Below are 15,507 nucleotides of genomic sequence, written 5' to 3'. Positions count from 1 at the left end.
GCGCTGCGCAGGGGGATTGCAGCTTACTGCCGCGGTTGCCGCTGCAGTGCATCCATCCACTGCGTGACTTCGGCCACGGCCGCATCGCTGGCCGCCGTCAGGGCCTTCACGCCGCCGGGCGCGTCGGCGCTGGGCGCGGGCCTGCGCACGGTGAAGGTCTTCTGGCCGAGCACGCGGTCGCCGCCGGTGCCGCCGCGGATCAGCGTGGCGCGCAGGCGCACCAGGCCGGCGCTGCTGGCGGGCGAATCGAAGTAGTGGCTGAACTCGTCCAGCGAGATGCGCAGCGTGTCGGGCACCTCGCCCTTGCTGCGCGCGAGCGTGGCGCTTTCCTCCGGGCCGAGCACGGTGCGGCGCTCCGCAAGGCTGTCGCGCAGCCGCTGGCGAAGCAGTTGCGCGGGCGGCTGGCTCCAGCGCGACTGGCCATAGGGGCGCAGTTCGTTGGTGTCCGCGTAGCCGAGGCGGTAGAGGATCTGCGTGCCGTCCAGCCGGGTGTTGGCCTCGATCTCGGCCAGCGCGAGCATCGGCAGCGCGGGTGACGGCGCGGCGGCCGGGGCCGTGGCCATGGCTGAAACGCCGGGGCCGAAGTCGTACAGCTTGGCGCGCGCCGGCTTGTCGGGCAGCGCGCCGCAACCGGCGACCAGCAGCGCGATGCCGAGGCCCGCCAAGGCCGATGCAAGAGGATGGGTGGTTGTCTTCATGCTCATCACCTTCGATCAAGGACGCACGGCCGGCGCGGAGAAACCCGGCTCGCCCGGGCCCGCCGCGGCGCCGCCGTTGCCGAACAGCAGCGATTGCGGGTTGTCGTTGATGCTGTCCGCCGCGCGGCCCAGCCGGCGCACCGCATGCGAGGTGTCGTCGGCCACGCGGTTCACGCGCGGCAGCGTGGCGGCGTTGAACGAATCGACCGCCTGCGCGAGCGCCTTGGTGCCGTCGCTCAGCCGCTCGACAGGGCCGTCGGGCGCGTTCAGCCGGCCCACGGTGGTGTTGAAGTTATTGGCCACGCGCGAGACATCGCTGGCCGCCTTCTTCACCGTGCCCAGCGTGTCGGGCAGCTTCTCCAGCGCCGGGTTCAGGCCGGTCTTCACCGTGCTGTCGAGCGTCTTGAGCAGTGTGTTGGCGCTGGCCGAGGCGGCAGCGATGTTCTCCAGCGCATCGGCCGCGCGCTTCTGGTTCGGGTCGCTCAGCAACTGGTTGGCGCGCTTGGTCACTTCCTCGACCTGGTTGATGATGGCTTCGCCCCGGTCCTGCAACTGCGCGAGCATCGAGGGCTTGAGTGGAATGCGCGGCGGATCGTCGTCGTTGGGCTTGAGTGCGACCTGCGATTCGCCCTTGTCGTCCAGCGCGATGAAGGCCAGGCCCGTCACGCCCTGGTAGCTCAGCGTGGCAAAGCTGGAGGTGGTGAGCGGCACGCGCTGGTCGACCGTGATGCGCACGCGCACATTGCCCTTCACCTTGGGGTCGAAGTCGATCGACGCCACCTTGCCGACCGCGATGCCGCGGTAGCGCACCATCGCCTGCGGCTGCAGCCCGCTGACGGCATCGCGGGTGGACAACTCGTAGACGTTGCGCACGGTGTTGTCGCGCGTGAACCAGATCACCAGCCCGACGAGCACGGCCAGAAGGCCGAGCACGAAGGCGCCGGCGGCGAGGGCATGGGCCTTGTTTTCCATGGTGGCTACCTACCTTTCAGCGCGGTGCGGCTTCGGGCCGCGGCGCGTGTTGTTCTGTGGCTGGCTTGTCATGCAGCGCCTCCAAGGCGCGCTGGCCGCGCCCCCCTAGAAAGTATTCGTGGATGAACGGATGCGGGTAGGCGATGACCTCGCGCGCCGTGCCGCTGACGATGACTTTCTGGTCGGCCAGCACCGCAATGCGGGTGCTCAGGTCGAACAGCGTGTCCAGGTCGTGCGTGACCATCACCACCGTCAGGCCCAGCTCGCGGTGCAGGCCGCGCAGCAGATTGCAGAAGCTGTCGGAAGCCTCGGGGTCCAGGCCCGCGGTGGGCTCGTCGAGCAAGAGCAGCGGCGGGTCCATGATGAGCGCGCGCGCCAGCGCCACGCGCTTGATCATCCCGCCCGACAGGTCCGACGGGCTCTTGTTCGCATGCTGCGGCTCCAGCCCGACCATCTGCAGTTTCACGAGCGCCGCGTGGCGGATCAGTTCGTCGGGCAGGAGCTTCAGCTCGCGCAGCGGAAAGGCGATGTTCTCCAGCACGCTGAAGGCCGAGAACAGCGCGCCGTGCTGGAACAGCATGCCCACGTTGGCCGCGCCCGAGGCGCTGAGTTCGCCCGGCTGCTGGCCCAGCACCTGGACCACGCCCTGCGTCGGCTTTTCCAGCCCGAGGATCTGCCGCAGCAGCACCGTCTTGCCGGTGCCCGAGCCGCCCACCAGCGAGAGCACCTCGCCCCGGTCGATGTGCATGTTGAGATCGCGATGCACCACCTGCTCGCCGTCGGTGTTCTTGAACACCGTCCAGAGCTTGCGGATGTCGACGACGGTGGGGTCGTCGCGGGTGGTCGTTGCGGCGTTCATCCGCGGAACCCTATGCCCTTGAACAGCACCGCGAACAGCGCGTCCACCAGGATCACCGCGGTGATCGAGGTCACCACCGACGAGGTCGTGCCGCGCCCGAGGCTCTCGGTGTTGGGCTTGACCTTCATGCCGAAGTAGCAGCCGATCAGCGCGATCAGGATGCCGAACACGGCCGACTTGGCCATCGCGAGCCACAGGTTGGCAATCGGCACCGCGCGCGGCAGCGCCGAGAGAAAGTAGGCCGGCGAAATGTCGAGCGCCGCGTCGGCGGCCAGCATGCCGCCGAGCAGCGCCGCCATCGAGGTCCACAGGCTGATGAGCGGCATCGCGATCGCCAGCGCCAGCACGCGCGGCATCACCAGGCGAAAGCCGTGCGGGATGCCCATGACGCGCATCGCATCGAGCTCCTCGGTCACCCGCATCACGCCGATCTGCGCGGTGATGGCCGATCCCGAGCGCCCGGCGATCAACACCGCGGCCAGCACCGGCCCGAGTTCGCGCACCAGCGAGAGCCCGAGGATGTTGACCACGAAGGCCTCGGCGCCGTAGTTGCGCAGCTGCTGCGAGATCAGGTAGGCCAGCACCACGCCGATCAAGAGTCCGACCAGCGCCGTGATGTGCAGCGCCGTCGCGCCGAACTGATAAAGGTGCCCCGAGAAGTCGCGCCACGGTGCGCGATGCGGCGCACGGATCAGCGTGCCGACATCGATCGCGAGCTGGCCGATGAGCCCGATGAAGTCGCGCGCCACGACCATCGCGCGCGGCCCGTTGTGCGAGAAGGTGCGGATGCGGTCGGCCAGCGTCTTTGGCGGCTCGTCCGGCGTGGCGACGGTGTATTGCGCCACCTGGTCGAGCACCGCCTTGTGCTGCGCTTCCATCTCCAGCGTGGCGGGCCATTCGTGGCGCCAGTGCTCCCACAGGAGCTGGGCGCCGATGTGATCGAGCTGCTCGATGGGGCGCAGGTCCCAGGCGCGGTCGTCCGCGGGAGGTGCCGCCGCCAGGCTTTTGGAGAGCGCCTGCCAGGCCGGCAGCGATGACATGCCCAGCGCGGTCCAGCGGCCGGTGGCCACCGTCCATTGACGGCCTTCCTGCTCCCGCTGCGCTACACGCGGCCACGCGCTGTCGGCGGCTGGGGCGTCGGCAGTCGGGGTGGCGGAAGGCATGGGTCGGAGGATGAGCAGAAAGTAAACAAATGACCGGTTTTGGGGGACGCGCGCATCGTAACCGGGTGCATCCCGCGCCCATGTGCTCCAGACCCCTCATTGGCGTAGGGCGGAGCGCCGTTTTTTCAGCTTTTCTTCAGCTCCAGGCCTTGGCCAGCGCGTCCCAGGCGCTCGCGATCACCGGCTCGTCGCGCCGCGACGCGAGCGACACGAAACGCAGCGCGCAATCGAGCTGCACCCGGTCGGCCATCGCGAGGCCATGGGCCTGGCATTCGCGGATCGCGATCGAGTCGCGCACGAGGCTGAGGCCAATGCCCGACTTCAGCAGGTCGAGCATCGATGCCTCCTGGTCGACCATCGCCACTCGCCGCGGCGAAAGGCCCAGCGGCGCGAACACGCGCTCCAGCAGCCGGTGGTGCGCCGACTCGGGCGGCGTCGCGAGCCAGGGCAGCGCGGCCAGCGCCCTCCAGTCGCGGCCCTGCACCTGCGGCCCCCAGCCGGCGGGCGCGACTACGCGGTAGGTGAAGCGGGTGAGGGTGCGGACCGAGAGCGCGGGCGTTGCCGCGGCCTGGTCGTCGTCGCCGGGGTCGAGGTGAAAGCCCACGTCCAGGTCGCCGCGCAGCACCTGCGCCAGCACGCTGCCGCTCATGCCGTGGCGCAGCTCGGTCTCGATCTGCGGCGCGGCCTCGACCAGCTCGCGCAGGAACACGCCCAGGCGCGTGAACTCCGGATCGAGGATGGTGCCGATGCGCAGCGCCCCGCGCACCGTGCCCTGCAGCTTGCGCGCCGCCTGCTGCAGGTCGCCGACGGCGGCCAGCACCCGCTCGGCCTGCGGCAGCATCGCCGCGCCGTCGGCCGTGAGCGCGAGGCCGTGCGGCGTGCGCGTGAAGAGCACGAGCCCGGTTTCCTCGGCAAAGCGCTTGAGCTGCAGGCTCACCGCCGGCTGCGTGAGGTGCAGCCGCTCGGGCGGCGCGGGAGACGTTGCCTTCCTTCGCTGCGAGAACGAAGGCGCGCAAAATCTGGAGGTCCATGGCGGCGGTAGTCATATAAGTCTGGTTTATAAGCCCGTGGCGCCGAATTCATTGGCCTTTCCTTCGTGGAACGGGCCAAATTGCCCTCAAGGAGACCCCAACATGTCCATGAATATCAGAAATATCGATCACTACATCGCCGGCCTGCCGTCCGCCAACACCTCGGGCCGCACGCAAGATGTGACGAACCCCGCCACGGGCGCCGTCACCGGCAAGGTCGGCCTCGCCGACGCCGCGCAGGTCTCGGCCGCCGTGGCCGCCGCCCAGGCCGCGTTCCCCGCCTGGGCCGACACCCCGCCGATCCGCCGGGCGCGCGTGATGTTCAAGTTCCTGCAACTGCTCAACGAGCACAAGGACGAACTCGCCCACCTCATCACCGCCGAGCACGGCAAGGTCTTCACCGACGCGCAGGGCGAGGTCTCGCGCGGCATCGACATCGTCGAATTCGCCTGCGGCATCCCGCAGCTCCTCAAGGGCGACTTCACCGACCAGGTGAGCACCGGCATCGACAACTGGACGCTGCGCCAGCCGCTGGGCGTGGTCGCCGGCATCACGCCCTTCAACTTCCCGGTGATGGTGCCGATGTGGATGTTCCCGGTGGCCATTGCCGCGGGCAACACCTTCGTGCTCAAGCCCAGCCCGACCGACCCGAGCCCGTCGCTGCTGATCGCCGAGCTGTTCAAGCAGGCCGGCCTGCCCGATGGCGTGTTCAACGTCGTGCAGGGCGACAAGGTCGCGGTCGATGCGCTGCTCGAGCACCCCGACGTCAAGGCCATCAGCTTCGTGGGCTCCACGCCCATTGCCAACTACATCTACGAAACCGGCGCCCACCACGGCAAGCGCGTGCAGGCGCTGGGCGGCGCGAAGAACCACATGGTCGTCATGCCCGACGCGGACATTGACCAGACAGTCGATGCGCTGATCGGCGCGGGCTACGGCTCGGCCGGCGAGCGCTGCATGGCGATCAGCGTCGCGGTGCTGGTGGGCGACGTGGCCGACAAGGTGATTCCGAAGCTCATCGAGCGCACGAAGACACTCAAGGTCTTGAACGGCACCAACCTCGCGGCCGAGATGGGCCCGATCGTCACGCGCGCGGCGCACGAACGCATCACCGGCTACATCGCCCAAGGCGAGAAGGAAGGCGCGAAGCTCCTGGTCGATGGCCGTTCGTTCGACGGCAGCGTGGCCGGCGAAGGCTGCGGCGATGGCTTCTGGATGGGCGGCACGCTGTTCGACCACGTCACGCCCGAGATGCGCATCTACAAGGAAGAGATCTTCGGCCCGGTGCTCAGTTGCGTGCGCGTGGAGAACTTCAAGGACGCGGTGGACCTCATCAACGCCCACGAGTTCGGCAACGGCGTGAGCTGCTTCACCCGCGACGGCAACGTGGCGCGCGAATTCAGCCGGCGCATCCAGGTGGGCATGGTCGGCATCAACGTGCCGATTCCGGTGCCGATGGCCTGGCACGGTTTCGGCGGCTGGAAGAAGAGCCTGTTCGGCGACATGCACGCGTACGGTGAAGAGGGCGTGCGCTTCTATACGAAGCAGAAGTCGATCATGCAGCGCTGGCCCGAGAGCATCGGCAAGGGTGCCGAGTTCGTCATGCCCACGGCCAAGTAACTTCACGCGCCCGGAAGCACGCATGCAAGAAAGCGGCTGGCAGCCGATCGCGGGCCGCGTCGGGCATGTGGGCGGCATCGAGTCGTTCACGCTCGATGGCCGGCACCACTGCTTCGGCTTCGACCACAAGCGGGGGCTCGTGCTGTCCCCGGCCATCGACGATGCGGCGGCGATGGCGCATTTCGCGAGCCGCCACATGCAGGCGCTCTACAGGGGCCGCCTGTTCGGGCTGCTCGGCAAGACCGGGCCGCGTGACGAAGCCTTCTGGGCCGAGGCGGTGGAATGGTCGGAGAACGACACCGATCTGCCCGGCCGGCCGGAGCGCACGCTGACGCGCATGCGGCTTGCCGCGAGCATGTCGAAGCTCGGCCTCGCAATCGAGGAGAACCGCGTCGCAAGCGAGTTCATGCCCGACGCATTGCCGTGCATGCTGCTCGCAGCCGCGGGTGATGGATCAACCGATGAAGCCGAAGGCATCCAGGCCGAGATTGCCATCGTCTGGGGCCGCGAGCCGCTGCCGCCGGGGCGCGAGATCGCCGACACGGCGCGCGCGTTGCAGGCCCGCCTGAACGCGCTGGTCGACCGCGCGCAAGGCAACTGGGCGCAGATTTTTTCGATGCTGAAATCCTGAGCAGTGATCCCAAGAAAAGAAGAACCATGCGAGACAACGACAACACCTTCGACTACATCATCATCGGCGCCGGCACCGCCGGTTCGCTCATCGCCAACCGCCTGAGTGCCGACAAGAGCAAGCGCGTGCTGCTCATCGAGGCGGGCCGCAAGGACGACTACCACTGGATCCACATTCCGGTCGGGTATCTCTACTGCATCGGCAATCCGCGCACCGACTGGCTCTACAACACCGAGCCCGATGCGGGGCTCAATGGCCGCGCGCTGCGCTACCCGCGTGGCAAGACGCTGGGCGGCTGCTCCAGCATCAACGGAATGATCTACATGCGCGGCCAGTCGCGCGACTATGACCAGTGGGCCGACCTCACCGGCGACGACGGCTGGCGCTGGCAGAACGTGCTGCCCGCATTCAAGAAACACGAGGACTTCTATCTCGGCGCCGACGACATGCACGGCGCGGGCGGCGAGTGGCGCGTCGAGAAGCAGCGGCTGCGCTGGGACGTCCTCGATGCGTTCGCCGAAGCCGCGGTGCAGGCCGGTGTGCCGCACACCACCGACTTCAATCGCGGCAGCAACGAAGGCGTGGGCTACTTCCAGGTCAACCAGAAGAACGGCTGGCGCTGGAACACGGCCAAGGCGTTCCTGCGCCCCACCTGCTATGGCCGGCCCAACTTCGAGCTGTGGACCGGCGCGCAGGTCTCGCGCCTTCTCTTCGAGACGCAGCCCGACGGCACGAAACGCTGCACCGGCGCCGAAGTCTGGAACGGCAGCGAGATGGCAACCGCGCATGCCGAGCGCGAAGTGATCCTCTCGGCGGGCGCCATCGGCTCGCCGCAGATCCTGCAGCTTTCGGGCATTGGCCCGGCCGCGCTGTTGCAGCAGCACGGCATCGACGTGGTGCTCGATGCGCCCGGCGTCGGCGCCAATCTGCAGGACCATCTGCAGATCCGCGCGGTCTACAAGATCGATGGTGCGCCCACGCTCAACGTGCTGGCATCGTCGATGGTCGGCAAGGCGAAGATCGGGCTCGAATATTTGCTGAAGCGCAGCGGCCCGATGAGCATGGCGCCTTCGCAGCTGGGTGCCTTCACGCGCAGCTCCGAAGCCTACGAATGGCCGAACCTCGAATACCACGTGCAGCCGCTGTCGCTCGATGCCTTCGGCGATCCGCTGCACAGCTTTCCGGCCTTCACCGCGAGCGTGTGCAACCTCAACCCGACGAGCCGGGGCTCGGTGCGCATCAAGAGCAAGCGCTTCGAAGATGCGCCCGCCATCGCGCCCAATTACCTCAGCACGGATGAAGACCGCAAGGTGGCAGCCGATTCGCTGCGCGTGACGCGCCGAATCGCGTCGCAGCCCGCGCTCGCCAAGTACAAGCCCGAGGAATGGAAGCCCGGCGTTCAGTACCAGAGCGACGAAGACCTCGCGCGTCTGGCCGGCGACATCGCGACCACCATCTTCCATCCGGTGGGCACCACGAAGATGGGCGCCGACGGCGACCCGATGGCGGTGCTCGATGCGAAGCTGCGCGTGCGCGGCATCCAGGGCCTGCGCGTGGTGGATGCGGGCGCGATGCCCACCATCACGAGCGGCAACACGAACAGTCCGACCTTGATGATGGCCGAGAAGGCCGCGGGCTGGATCGTCGAAGCCAACCGCTGATACCAAGTTGCGTTCGAAGAGATCAATCCGTTCACGCTGAGCTTGTCGAAGCGCCGCGCGAGGCTTCGACAAGCTCAGCCAGAACGGTTCTTGTTGATCGAGCGCAATACCGTATGAGGCCGCCTCAACGGTGCGGGGTCGACTTGCGCCGCCTGGCCTTGGATTCCTTGCCCTCTTCGCTTTCCCTGTTCGCAAGGCGCGCCTTCGCGCCTTCGATCATCAAATCCACGCCGATGTCGAACATCGCATCGGGTCCGGCCTTGCGGTAGCTGGCGAACGCCTCGGCCAGCAGGGGCCGCGATGCCGCGGCGGCATCGAGCGTCTGCTGGCGCGCCGGCGCGTCGTCGGGCGCGGCTTGTTCCTCCAGCACGCAGCCTACGGTGTAGCGGCCGAGCGCAATCATCAGCGCCATCGCGTCCGTCGCCGCCATGCCCCGGCTGACCACGGCGGCAAGCTGGGCCTCGACCATTTCCAGGTCGCCCGGGTCGGGCTCTGTGCCCGCATGCAGGCGCGCGCCATCGCGGCGTGCCAGCAGCGCACGGCGGAAGCTGCGCGCGTTCTCGCGCAAGAAGTCTTCCCACGACTCGCCTTCCAGCGGCAGCCGGCGCTCGTGCGCGCGGCGCAGGATCTGGCCGTTCATCGCATCGAGCAGCGCACGCTTGTTCTTGAAGTGCCAGTACAGCGCGGGCTGCTGCACGCCGAGGCGCTCGGCCAGCAGCCGGGTGCTGAGCTTGTCCATGCCGACCTCGTCGAGCAGCGCGAGCGCCGCCTCGAGGATCGTTTCGCTGTCCAGTTTCATGCCGTTCTTTGTGCCCTCGTCGGGGCCGATGGGTGGGGGTTCACAGCCCAGAATTTATCGCTGATAATTCCTTATCAACGATAAATTTCCGTATGTCTTCTTCCTTTTTTCCCAGCGGCCGCCCGGCGCAGGCCGTGATCCTCGCGATCGTCACGCTCGACGCCATCGGCATCAGCCTGGTCATGCCGATCGTGCCGAGCCTGCTGCGCGAGGTCGGCCACACCGGCGATCTCGGCTGGCACTTCGGCGCCTTTCTCTCGCTGTATGCGCTGATGCAGTTCCTCTGCGCACCGGTGCTCGGCGCGCTCAGCGACCGCTTCGGCCGCCGGCCGGTGCTGCTGGTGTCGGTGGCGGGCGCGGCGATCGATGCGCTCTTCATGGCCTTCGCGCCCTCGCTGTGGATGCTGTTCGTGGGCCGTGCGATCGCGGGCATCACGGGCGCGAACATGGCGGTGGCCTCCGCGGCCATCGCCGACCTCACGCCCGAGAACCAGCGCGCGCGCTGGTTCGGCCGCATGGGCGCCTGCTTCGGCCTGGGCTTCATCGCGGGGCCTGCCATCGGCGGCGTGCTCGGCGACCACGGCGTGCGCCTGCCGTTCATCGCGGCCGCGGTGCTCAACGGACTGACTTTCCTCGTCGGCCTTTTGGTGTTGCGCGAGTCGCGCCCGCCGGCGCTCGCATCGAAGCCCTTTGATCGCGGCGTGCTGCATCCGCTCGCGTCGCTGCGCTGGGCCACAGGCTTCCCCGCGCTGCTGCCGATCCTCGGTGTATTCCTGGTGCTCGTGCTGGTGGGCGAGGTCGCCGGCACGACCTGGGTGATTCACGGCGAAGACCGCTACGCCTGGAACGGCACCACGGTCGGCCTGTCGCTCGCGGGCTTCGGCTTGATCCATGCGCTGGTGCAAGGCGTGCTGGCGGGGCCGCTGGTCGAGCGCTGGGGCGAGCGCGTGGCGATCGCGGTCGGCACCCTCTCGGACTGCACGGCCTACGCGTTGATCGCCTTCGCCTCGCAGGGCTGGATGGCGCTCGCGCTGCTACCGTTCCTGTGCATGGGCGGCGTCGGCCAGCCCGCGCTGCAGGCGATGCTCTCGCGGCGCGTGGGCGAGGCCGACCAGGGCCGGTTGCAGGGCGTGCTCGCGAGTATCTCCAGCCTGGCCTCGGTGGTCGGCCCTTTGCTGATCAGCTCGCTGTACTTCGCGTTCCGCGCGCGCTTTCCGGGCATCGTGTGGCTGGTCGGCGCGGTGCTCTATCTGCTGTGCCTGCCGGTGCTGATGCGCAAGACCGCGCCCTGATCACTTACTTCTCGATGGTCTTGTTCCAGCGCGAATTCCACGCGGGCCGGTTCGCGTTGATGCTTTCCCAATCGATGGTGATCGCCGTCTTCATCCACTTGTTGATGTCCGCCACCTGCGTCGCGCCTTCGCCCACGGCCGGCGCCTTCGGGTTGGTCGGGATCTGTGCGCCGTACTGAAGCACGTTGGCCTGCGCGAGCGGGCTCAGCAGGAACTCGGCGAGCTTCTGCGACAGCTCGGGCTCGCTGTTGTTGGCGATCACGCACTGGCCCACCATGAGCACCACCGCGCCTTCCTTGGGCGGCGCGTACTCGACCGGAATGCCCTTGGTCTTGAGCGCGGCCACCGCCGTGGGCGTGAGCGGGAAGATCGCCGCCTCGCCCGTCTGCACCATCTCCGAGAGCTTGGCCGAGCTCGGGATGTACTCCAGCACGTTGGGGCCGACGGTGGTGGGCCAGGCCTTGAAGCCGGGCTCCACGTTCTTGTCGTTGCCGCCCTGGATGCGGTTGAACATCAAGAAGCCGTGCAGCCCGAACGACGAGGACGACATCGATTGGAACACCACCTTGCCCTTGAACTTCGGATCGGCCAGGTCCATCCACGAGGTGGGCGCGGCCCAGCCCTTTTCCTTGAACATCTTGGCGTTGTAGGCCAGGCCCGTCATGCCCAGGCTCACGCCGCTGGCCATGTCGTCCTTGAAGCGCGCGGCGGGGTAGATTTCGGCGAGCGACGGGTTGGGCTTCTGCTTCTGGCACAGGCCCATGCCGATGGCGCGCACCATGATCCCGTCGTCCAGGAACATCACATGCATCTGCGGGCGGTCCTTGTTGGCCTGTGCCTTCGCGAGGATGTCCGACGAGGTGCCCGGCACCACCACCACCTTCGCGCCGTAGAGCTTCTCGAAGGCCGGGAACACGTACTGCGTGTACGCCTTCTCCATGGTGCCGCCGTTCATGCCGATGTAGAGCGTCTTGGTCTGAGCGCTGGCCGCGCCGGTGGCCGCGAGCAGGGAAACCGCCGCCGCCCCGAGCAGGGTCCGGCGAAGGGAAAAGGTCTTCTGGGTACGGGACATGGTGGTTGCCTTTCAGGGACGGGTGGGAACGGAAGTGAGAGGGGAGTGGGTCTGTTCTTCATCCGCTGCTTCCCCGTCTTCTTCGGGGAAGGAGCGGTCGACCGCGAACGCGTCGATCGGCGTGCTGCTGTGGCCGTCGCGCACCAGCTCGGCGAGCACCTCGCCCGCGGCCGGTCCGATCTGGAAGCCCGCGCCCGAGAAGCCGAAGCCATGGAAGAGGCCCGGCGTGGTGCGGCTGGGGCCGAGCACCGGCTGGCGGTCGGGCATGTTGCCCTCGGTGCCGCTCCAGGTGCGGATGAAGTGCGCATGGCGCAGCGCGGGCAGCAGTTCGATGGCCTGCGTTGCGAGCGTGGCGATGGCGTCGCGGTCGACACGCGCGCGGTCGGCATCGAGCGCATAGCCCCGGCCGCCGCCGAGCACGAGGTTGCCGCGCGCCACCTGCCGGCCGTAGATGCCGCCGCCCTCGACGCCCAGGCTCCAGACCATGAAGTGCGGCAGTGGCTCGGTCACCACCATCACGGGATGGCTCGCGCGCAGCGGCACCGCTTCGCCGAACTGGGCGGCGAGCGGGCCGGCCCATGCGCCCGCGCAGTTGAGCAGCACCGGCGCATGCACTTCGAGCGCATTGCCCGAGCGCAGCATGAACATCGCGCCGTCGTGCGCCACCTCGTCGACCTTGTGGCGCTCGAAAATCTGCGCGCCCGCGCGCTGCGCCGCGAGCGCGAAGGCGGGCGACACCAGCCGCGGGTTGGCCTGCCCGTCTTCCACGCACAGCGAGCCGCCGACCGCGCGCGGGCCGAGCCAGGGGCAGCGCTCGCGCAGGCGCGCCGCGGAGATCAGTTCGAGCCCGAGGTCGAAGTCCAGGCTCTGCGCGCGGTAGCGTTCGAGCGAGGCCATGTCGGATTCGCTGCGCGCGACCTTGAAGTGACCCGAGCGCAGGTATTCGCCATCGGTGCCGAGCAGCGACGGCAGGCGCCCCCATATCCGATGCGCGCGCTGCGCGAGCGGCAACTGGCTCAGCGGCCGCCCCTGGCGTCGCACGCCGCCGAAGTTGACGCCGCTGGAGCGCGAGCCGCAGAGGTCGCGCTCCAGCAGCGCGACGCCGATGCCCATCTGCCGCAGCGCGAGCGCGGCCGACGAACCGACGATGCCGCCGCCGACGATGGCCACATCGGTGTGCAGCGTCCGAATCGAGCTCATGCGCCGGCTCCTTCGCTGGCCGCGTGCACGGCGAGATGGATCGGGATCGGCTTGATCGGCGCCTGCCCGCGCAGCCGGCCCACCTGCTGCAGCGGCTGGCCCGTCGCGTGCGCGAGGATTTCTGCCGCGGCCACGCCGCACATGCGGCCCTGGCAGCGGCCCATGCCGACGCGCGACAACGCCTTGAGGCGGTTCATTTCGTCGGCGCCGTTGATGGTGACCGTCTGGCGCAGCGTGCCGGCGGTGACGTTCTCGCAGCGGCAGACGACGAGGTCGTCGGGCACGTTCGCGGCCCAATCGTGTGGCAGCGGAAAGGCGCGTTCCAGTCCGCGGCGAAAGCCCGTCAAGCCTTCGAGCTTGGCTTCGAGCGCAGCGGCGCGCGCGGCGTCGATGGCCACGCCGCGGTCCGCGAGCAACGCGAGCGCGGCGCGTTCACCCGCCCACTCGGCCGCGTCAGCGCCCATGATCCCGGCGCCATCGCCCGCGAGGTACACGCCGGGGGCGCTGGCGCGGCCCGCCGCATCGCGCACCGGCAGGTGGGCGCGGTGCATCGGCGCGAACTCGAAGCGGCAGCCGAGCAGATCGGCCAGTTGGGTCTCGGAGCGCAGCGCGTAGCCGAAGCCGACGGCGTCGCAATCGAGCGTGCGCTCTTCGCGGCCGTCGTGCCATGCAACGCCAGTGACGCGCCGCGCCTCGTCGTCGCCGATCACGCGCAGCGGACGCACGCCGCTGTGCAGCGGCACGCCGTGCGCGCGCAGCCACGCGACGAAGTACACGCCCTTCGCGAACACGGCCGGCTGGCGCAGCATCGCGGGCGTCGCGGCGATCTGGTCGGCAAGCCGCGCGGTGTCGAGCACCGCCGCGACCTCCGCGCCGGCTTTTGCATATTGATAAGCCACGAGGTACAGCAGCGGCCCGGTGCCCATGAACACCACGCGCTGCCCGATGGCGCAGCCCTGGAACTTGAGCGCCACCTGTGCGCCGCCGAGCGTGTAGACGCCGGGCAGCGTCCAGCCCGGCACGGGCAGCACGCGGTCGGTCGCACCGGTCGCGACGATCAGCGCGCCGTGCGGCACGCGCGTCGTGGTGCGCGTCGGGTTGTGCAGCACGTCGAGCACGCCGCCCTGTGCGTTCCACACGAGGCTGTCGGGGCGGTAGTCGATGTGGTCGCGCAGTGCGTCGAAGGCCAGGTGCACCGCGTTCGCCCGCGATGCCTCGAAGCCGTAGAGCGTGGCCGCCGTGCGCTGGATGAAGTTGGCGGGCGGGCGGCGATAGATCTGTCCGCCGGCACGCGAAGCCTCGTCGATCACGAGGGGGCGCAGTCCATGCGCGACCAGCGCCTCGGCTGCGCGCACGCCGGCCGGCCCGGCGCCGACGATCACGGGTTGAAGCCCGACATTCGTCGTCATGCGCCGCTTCTCCCGGTGACCAGTTCCATGCCCGGCGCGATGAAGGTCGAGCAGGCGCGCAGGCGTTCGCCTTCGGCGGTCGCGATCCAGCAGTCCTGGCAGGCGCCCATCATGCAGAAGCCGGCGCGCGGCATGTCGCTGAATTCGTTGCGGCGAAGCTGCCCGGCTTGCGTGAGCACGGCCGTGAGCACCGTGTCGCCGGCGAGTGCCGAAGCGGGCTCGCCGTCGAGCGTGAAGGCCACGGCGGCACGGCCGGTCTCGGCGACGCGATGCAGCAGAGCGTGTGATGCGGTCGATGCCATCTACTTGCGCCCCACCAGCACGCGGTCCAGCCCGTAGAGCCGGTCGAGGATCACCATCGCGACCGCGGTCACCGCCACCATCAGCGCCGACACCGCCGCCATCAGCGGATCGATCGACTCGGTCGCATACATGTACATGCGCACCGGCAGCGTCACCGTGCTCGGCGAGGTCACGAAGATCGACATCGTCACTTCGTCGAAGCTGTTGATGAAGGCCAGCATCCAGCCGCCCGTGACGCCCGGCAGGATCATCGGCAGCGTGATGCGCCGGAACACCGTCGCCTGGCTCGCGCCCAGCGAAAGCGCCGCCTGCTCCGCGCTGCGGTCGAAGCCCACGAGCGCGGCCACGACGAGGCGCAGCGTGTAGGGCGTGACGATGAGCGCATGCGCCATCACCAGCCAGCCGAAGCTGCCGGTGCCGCCCACCAGCGCGAACAGCCGCAGGAGCGCCACGCCCAGCACCAGGTGCGGAATGATCAGCGGCGAGAGGAACAGCGCGTTGAGGAAGTCGCGCCCCGGAAAGTCATAGCGCGTGATCGCCATGCCCGCCGGCACTGCCAGCAGCGTGGCGATGGTGGCCGAGGCGAGCGCGAGCCACAGGCTGTTCCAGAACGACTGCATGAAGTCCGGGTGCGCGAACACCGCGGCGAACCAGCGCAGCGAGAAGCTGGTGGTCGGAATCGTCAGCGTGTTCTCGGGTGTGAACGCGACGATGCACACCACCAAGAGCGGCGCGAGCATGAAGGTGATGACGAGCGCGTTGAACGCGAGGGCGATGGGGCCGTTCTTGCTCATGGC

General features: G+C 68.8%; 14 protein-coding genes and 1 pseudogene. 4 read left to right on the top strand and 11 right to left on the bottom strand.

Going from position 1 to position 15,507, the window contains the following annotated elements; translation table 11 throughout:
• Positions 1-23: 23 nt before the first annotated feature.
• From QF040_RS23310 to QF040_RS23290, 5 genes and pseudogenes are all read right to left on the bottom strand, one after another.
• Positions 24-698, bottom strand: coding sequence for an ABC-type transport auxiliary lipoprotein family protein (locus tag QF040_RS23310; RefSeq protein WP_429613013.1), 675 nt, complete (start codon positions 696-698; stop codon positions 24-26).
• A 15-nt stretch (positions 699-713) separates the two neighbouring features.
• Complete coding sequence (locus QF040_RS23305; RefSeq protein ID WP_429613012.1) at positions 714-1,670, bottom strand: MlaD family protein; 957 nt, start codon at positions 1,668-1,670, stop codon at positions 714-716.
• Positions 1,671-1,686: 16 nt separating this feature from the next.
• The gene (locus QF040_RS23300) at positions 1,687-2,529 is read right to left on the bottom strand and encodes an ABC transporter ATP-binding protein (RefSeq protein WP_429613011.1); all 843 of its coding nucleotides are present in this window, start codon (positions 2,527-2,529) and stop codon (positions 1,687-1,689) included.
• The gene (locus QF040_RS23295) at positions 2,526-3,692 is read right to left on the bottom strand and encodes an MlaE family ABC transporter permease (protein WP_429613010.1); all 1,167 of its coding nucleotides are present in this window, start codon (positions 3,690-3,692) and stop codon (positions 2,526-2,528) included. Before QF040_RS23295 ends, QF040_RS23300 begins: the two co-directional genes overlap by 4 nt.
• A gap of 136 nt (positions 3,693-3,828) precedes the next feature.
• A pseudogene (locus QF040_RS23290) lies at positions 3,829-4,738 on the bottom strand (LysR family transcriptional regulator).
• Between the two features lie 93 nt (positions 4,739-4,831).
• On the opposite strand from QF040_RS23290, the gene QF040_RS23285 reads away from it, so the two are divergent.
• From QF040_RS23285 to QF040_RS23275, 3 genes are read left to right on the top strand one after another with little or no spacing between them, the layout of a single operon-like run.
• Positions 4,832-6,343, top strand: a complete 1,512-nt coding sequence (locus QF040_RS23285; RefSeq protein WP_429613009.1) for a CoA-acylating methylmalonate-semialdehyde dehydrogenase — start codon at positions 4,832-4,834, stop codon at positions 6,341-6,343.
• A gap of 22 nt (positions 6,344-6,365) precedes the next feature.
• Positions 6,366-6,974, top strand: coding sequence for a hypothetical protein (locus tag QF040_RS23280; RefSeq protein ID WP_429613008.1), 609 nt, complete (start codon positions 6,366-6,368; stop codon positions 6,972-6,974).
• A 26-nt stretch (positions 6,975-7,000) separates the two neighbouring features.
• Positions 7,001-8,635, top strand: coding sequence for a GMC family oxidoreductase (locus QF040_RS23275; protein ID WP_429613007.1), 1,635 nt, complete (start codon positions 7,001-7,003; stop codon positions 8,633-8,635).
• Between the two features lie 124 nt (positions 8,636-8,759).
• Here the strand turns inward: QF040_RS23275 and tetR are convergent, their stop codons facing one another.
• Positions 8,760-9,434: a tetracycline resistance transcriptional repressor TetR gene (gene tetR / locus QF040_RS23270; RefSeq protein WP_429613006.1), complete on the bottom strand. Its 675-nt coding sequence runs from the start codon at positions 9,432-9,434 to the stop codon at positions 8,760-8,762.
• Positions 9,435-9,526: 92 nt separating this feature from the next.
• Between tetR and tet the strand changes: the two genes are divergently transcribed.
• On the top strand, positions 9,527-10,726 hold the full coding sequence (tet, locus tag QF040_RS23265; RefSeq protein WP_429613005.1) for a Tet(A)/Tet(B)/Tet(C) family tetracycline efflux MFS transporter: 1,200 nt from the start codon (positions 9,527-9,529) through the stop codon (positions 10,724-10,726).
• Between the two features lie 4 nt (positions 10,727-10,730).
• On the opposite strand, the gene QF040_RS23260 is transcribed toward tet, so the two are convergent.
• Genes QF040_RS23260 through QF040_RS23240 form a run of 5 tightly spaced genes read right to left on the bottom strand, consistent with a single transcriptional unit; the run spans position 10,731 to position 15,504 of the window.
• Positions 10,731-11,798, bottom strand: coding sequence for an ABC transporter substrate-binding protein (locus QF040_RS23260; protein ID WP_013538783.1), 1,068 nt, complete (start codon positions 11,796-11,798; stop codon positions 10,731-10,733).
• A gap of 12 nt (positions 11,799-11,810) precedes the next feature.
• Positions 11,811-12,998 (bottom strand): NAD(P)/FAD-dependent oxidoreductase, encoded by a 1,188-nt coding sequence (locus tag QF040_RS23255; RefSeq protein WP_429613004.1) that lies wholly within the window; start codon positions 12,996-12,998, stop codon positions 11,811-11,813.
• Positions 12,995-14,407 (bottom strand): FAD-dependent oxidoreductase, encoded by a 1,413-nt coding sequence (locus QF040_RS23250; protein ID WP_429613003.1) that lies wholly within the window; start codon positions 14,405-14,407, stop codon positions 12,995-12,997. The genes QF040_RS23255 and QF040_RS23250 overlap by 4 nt, the downstream gene beginning before the upstream one ends.
• On the bottom strand, positions 14,404-14,709 hold the full coding sequence (locus QF040_RS23245) for a (2Fe-2S)-binding protein (RefSeq protein ID WP_429613002.1): 306 nt from the start codon (positions 14,707-14,709) through the stop codon (positions 14,404-14,406). Before QF040_RS23245 ends, QF040_RS23250 begins: the two co-directional genes overlap by 4 nt.
• Positions 14,710-15,504, bottom strand: a complete 795-nt coding sequence (locus QF040_RS23240) for an ABC transporter permease (protein WP_429613001.1) — start codon at positions 15,502-15,504, stop codon at positions 14,710-14,712.
• Between the last annotated feature and the right edge of the window lie 3 nt (positions 15,505-15,507).

The organism is Variovorax sp. W2I14, assembly GCF_050435205.1.
Classification (GTDB): domain Bacteria; phylum Pseudomonadota; class Gammaproteobacteria; order Burkholderiales; family Burkholderiaceae_C; genus Variovorax; species Variovorax paradoxus_C.
Note: the sequence above shows the minus strand (reverse complement) of the source record. Positions and strands in the feature narration are given on the sequence as shown.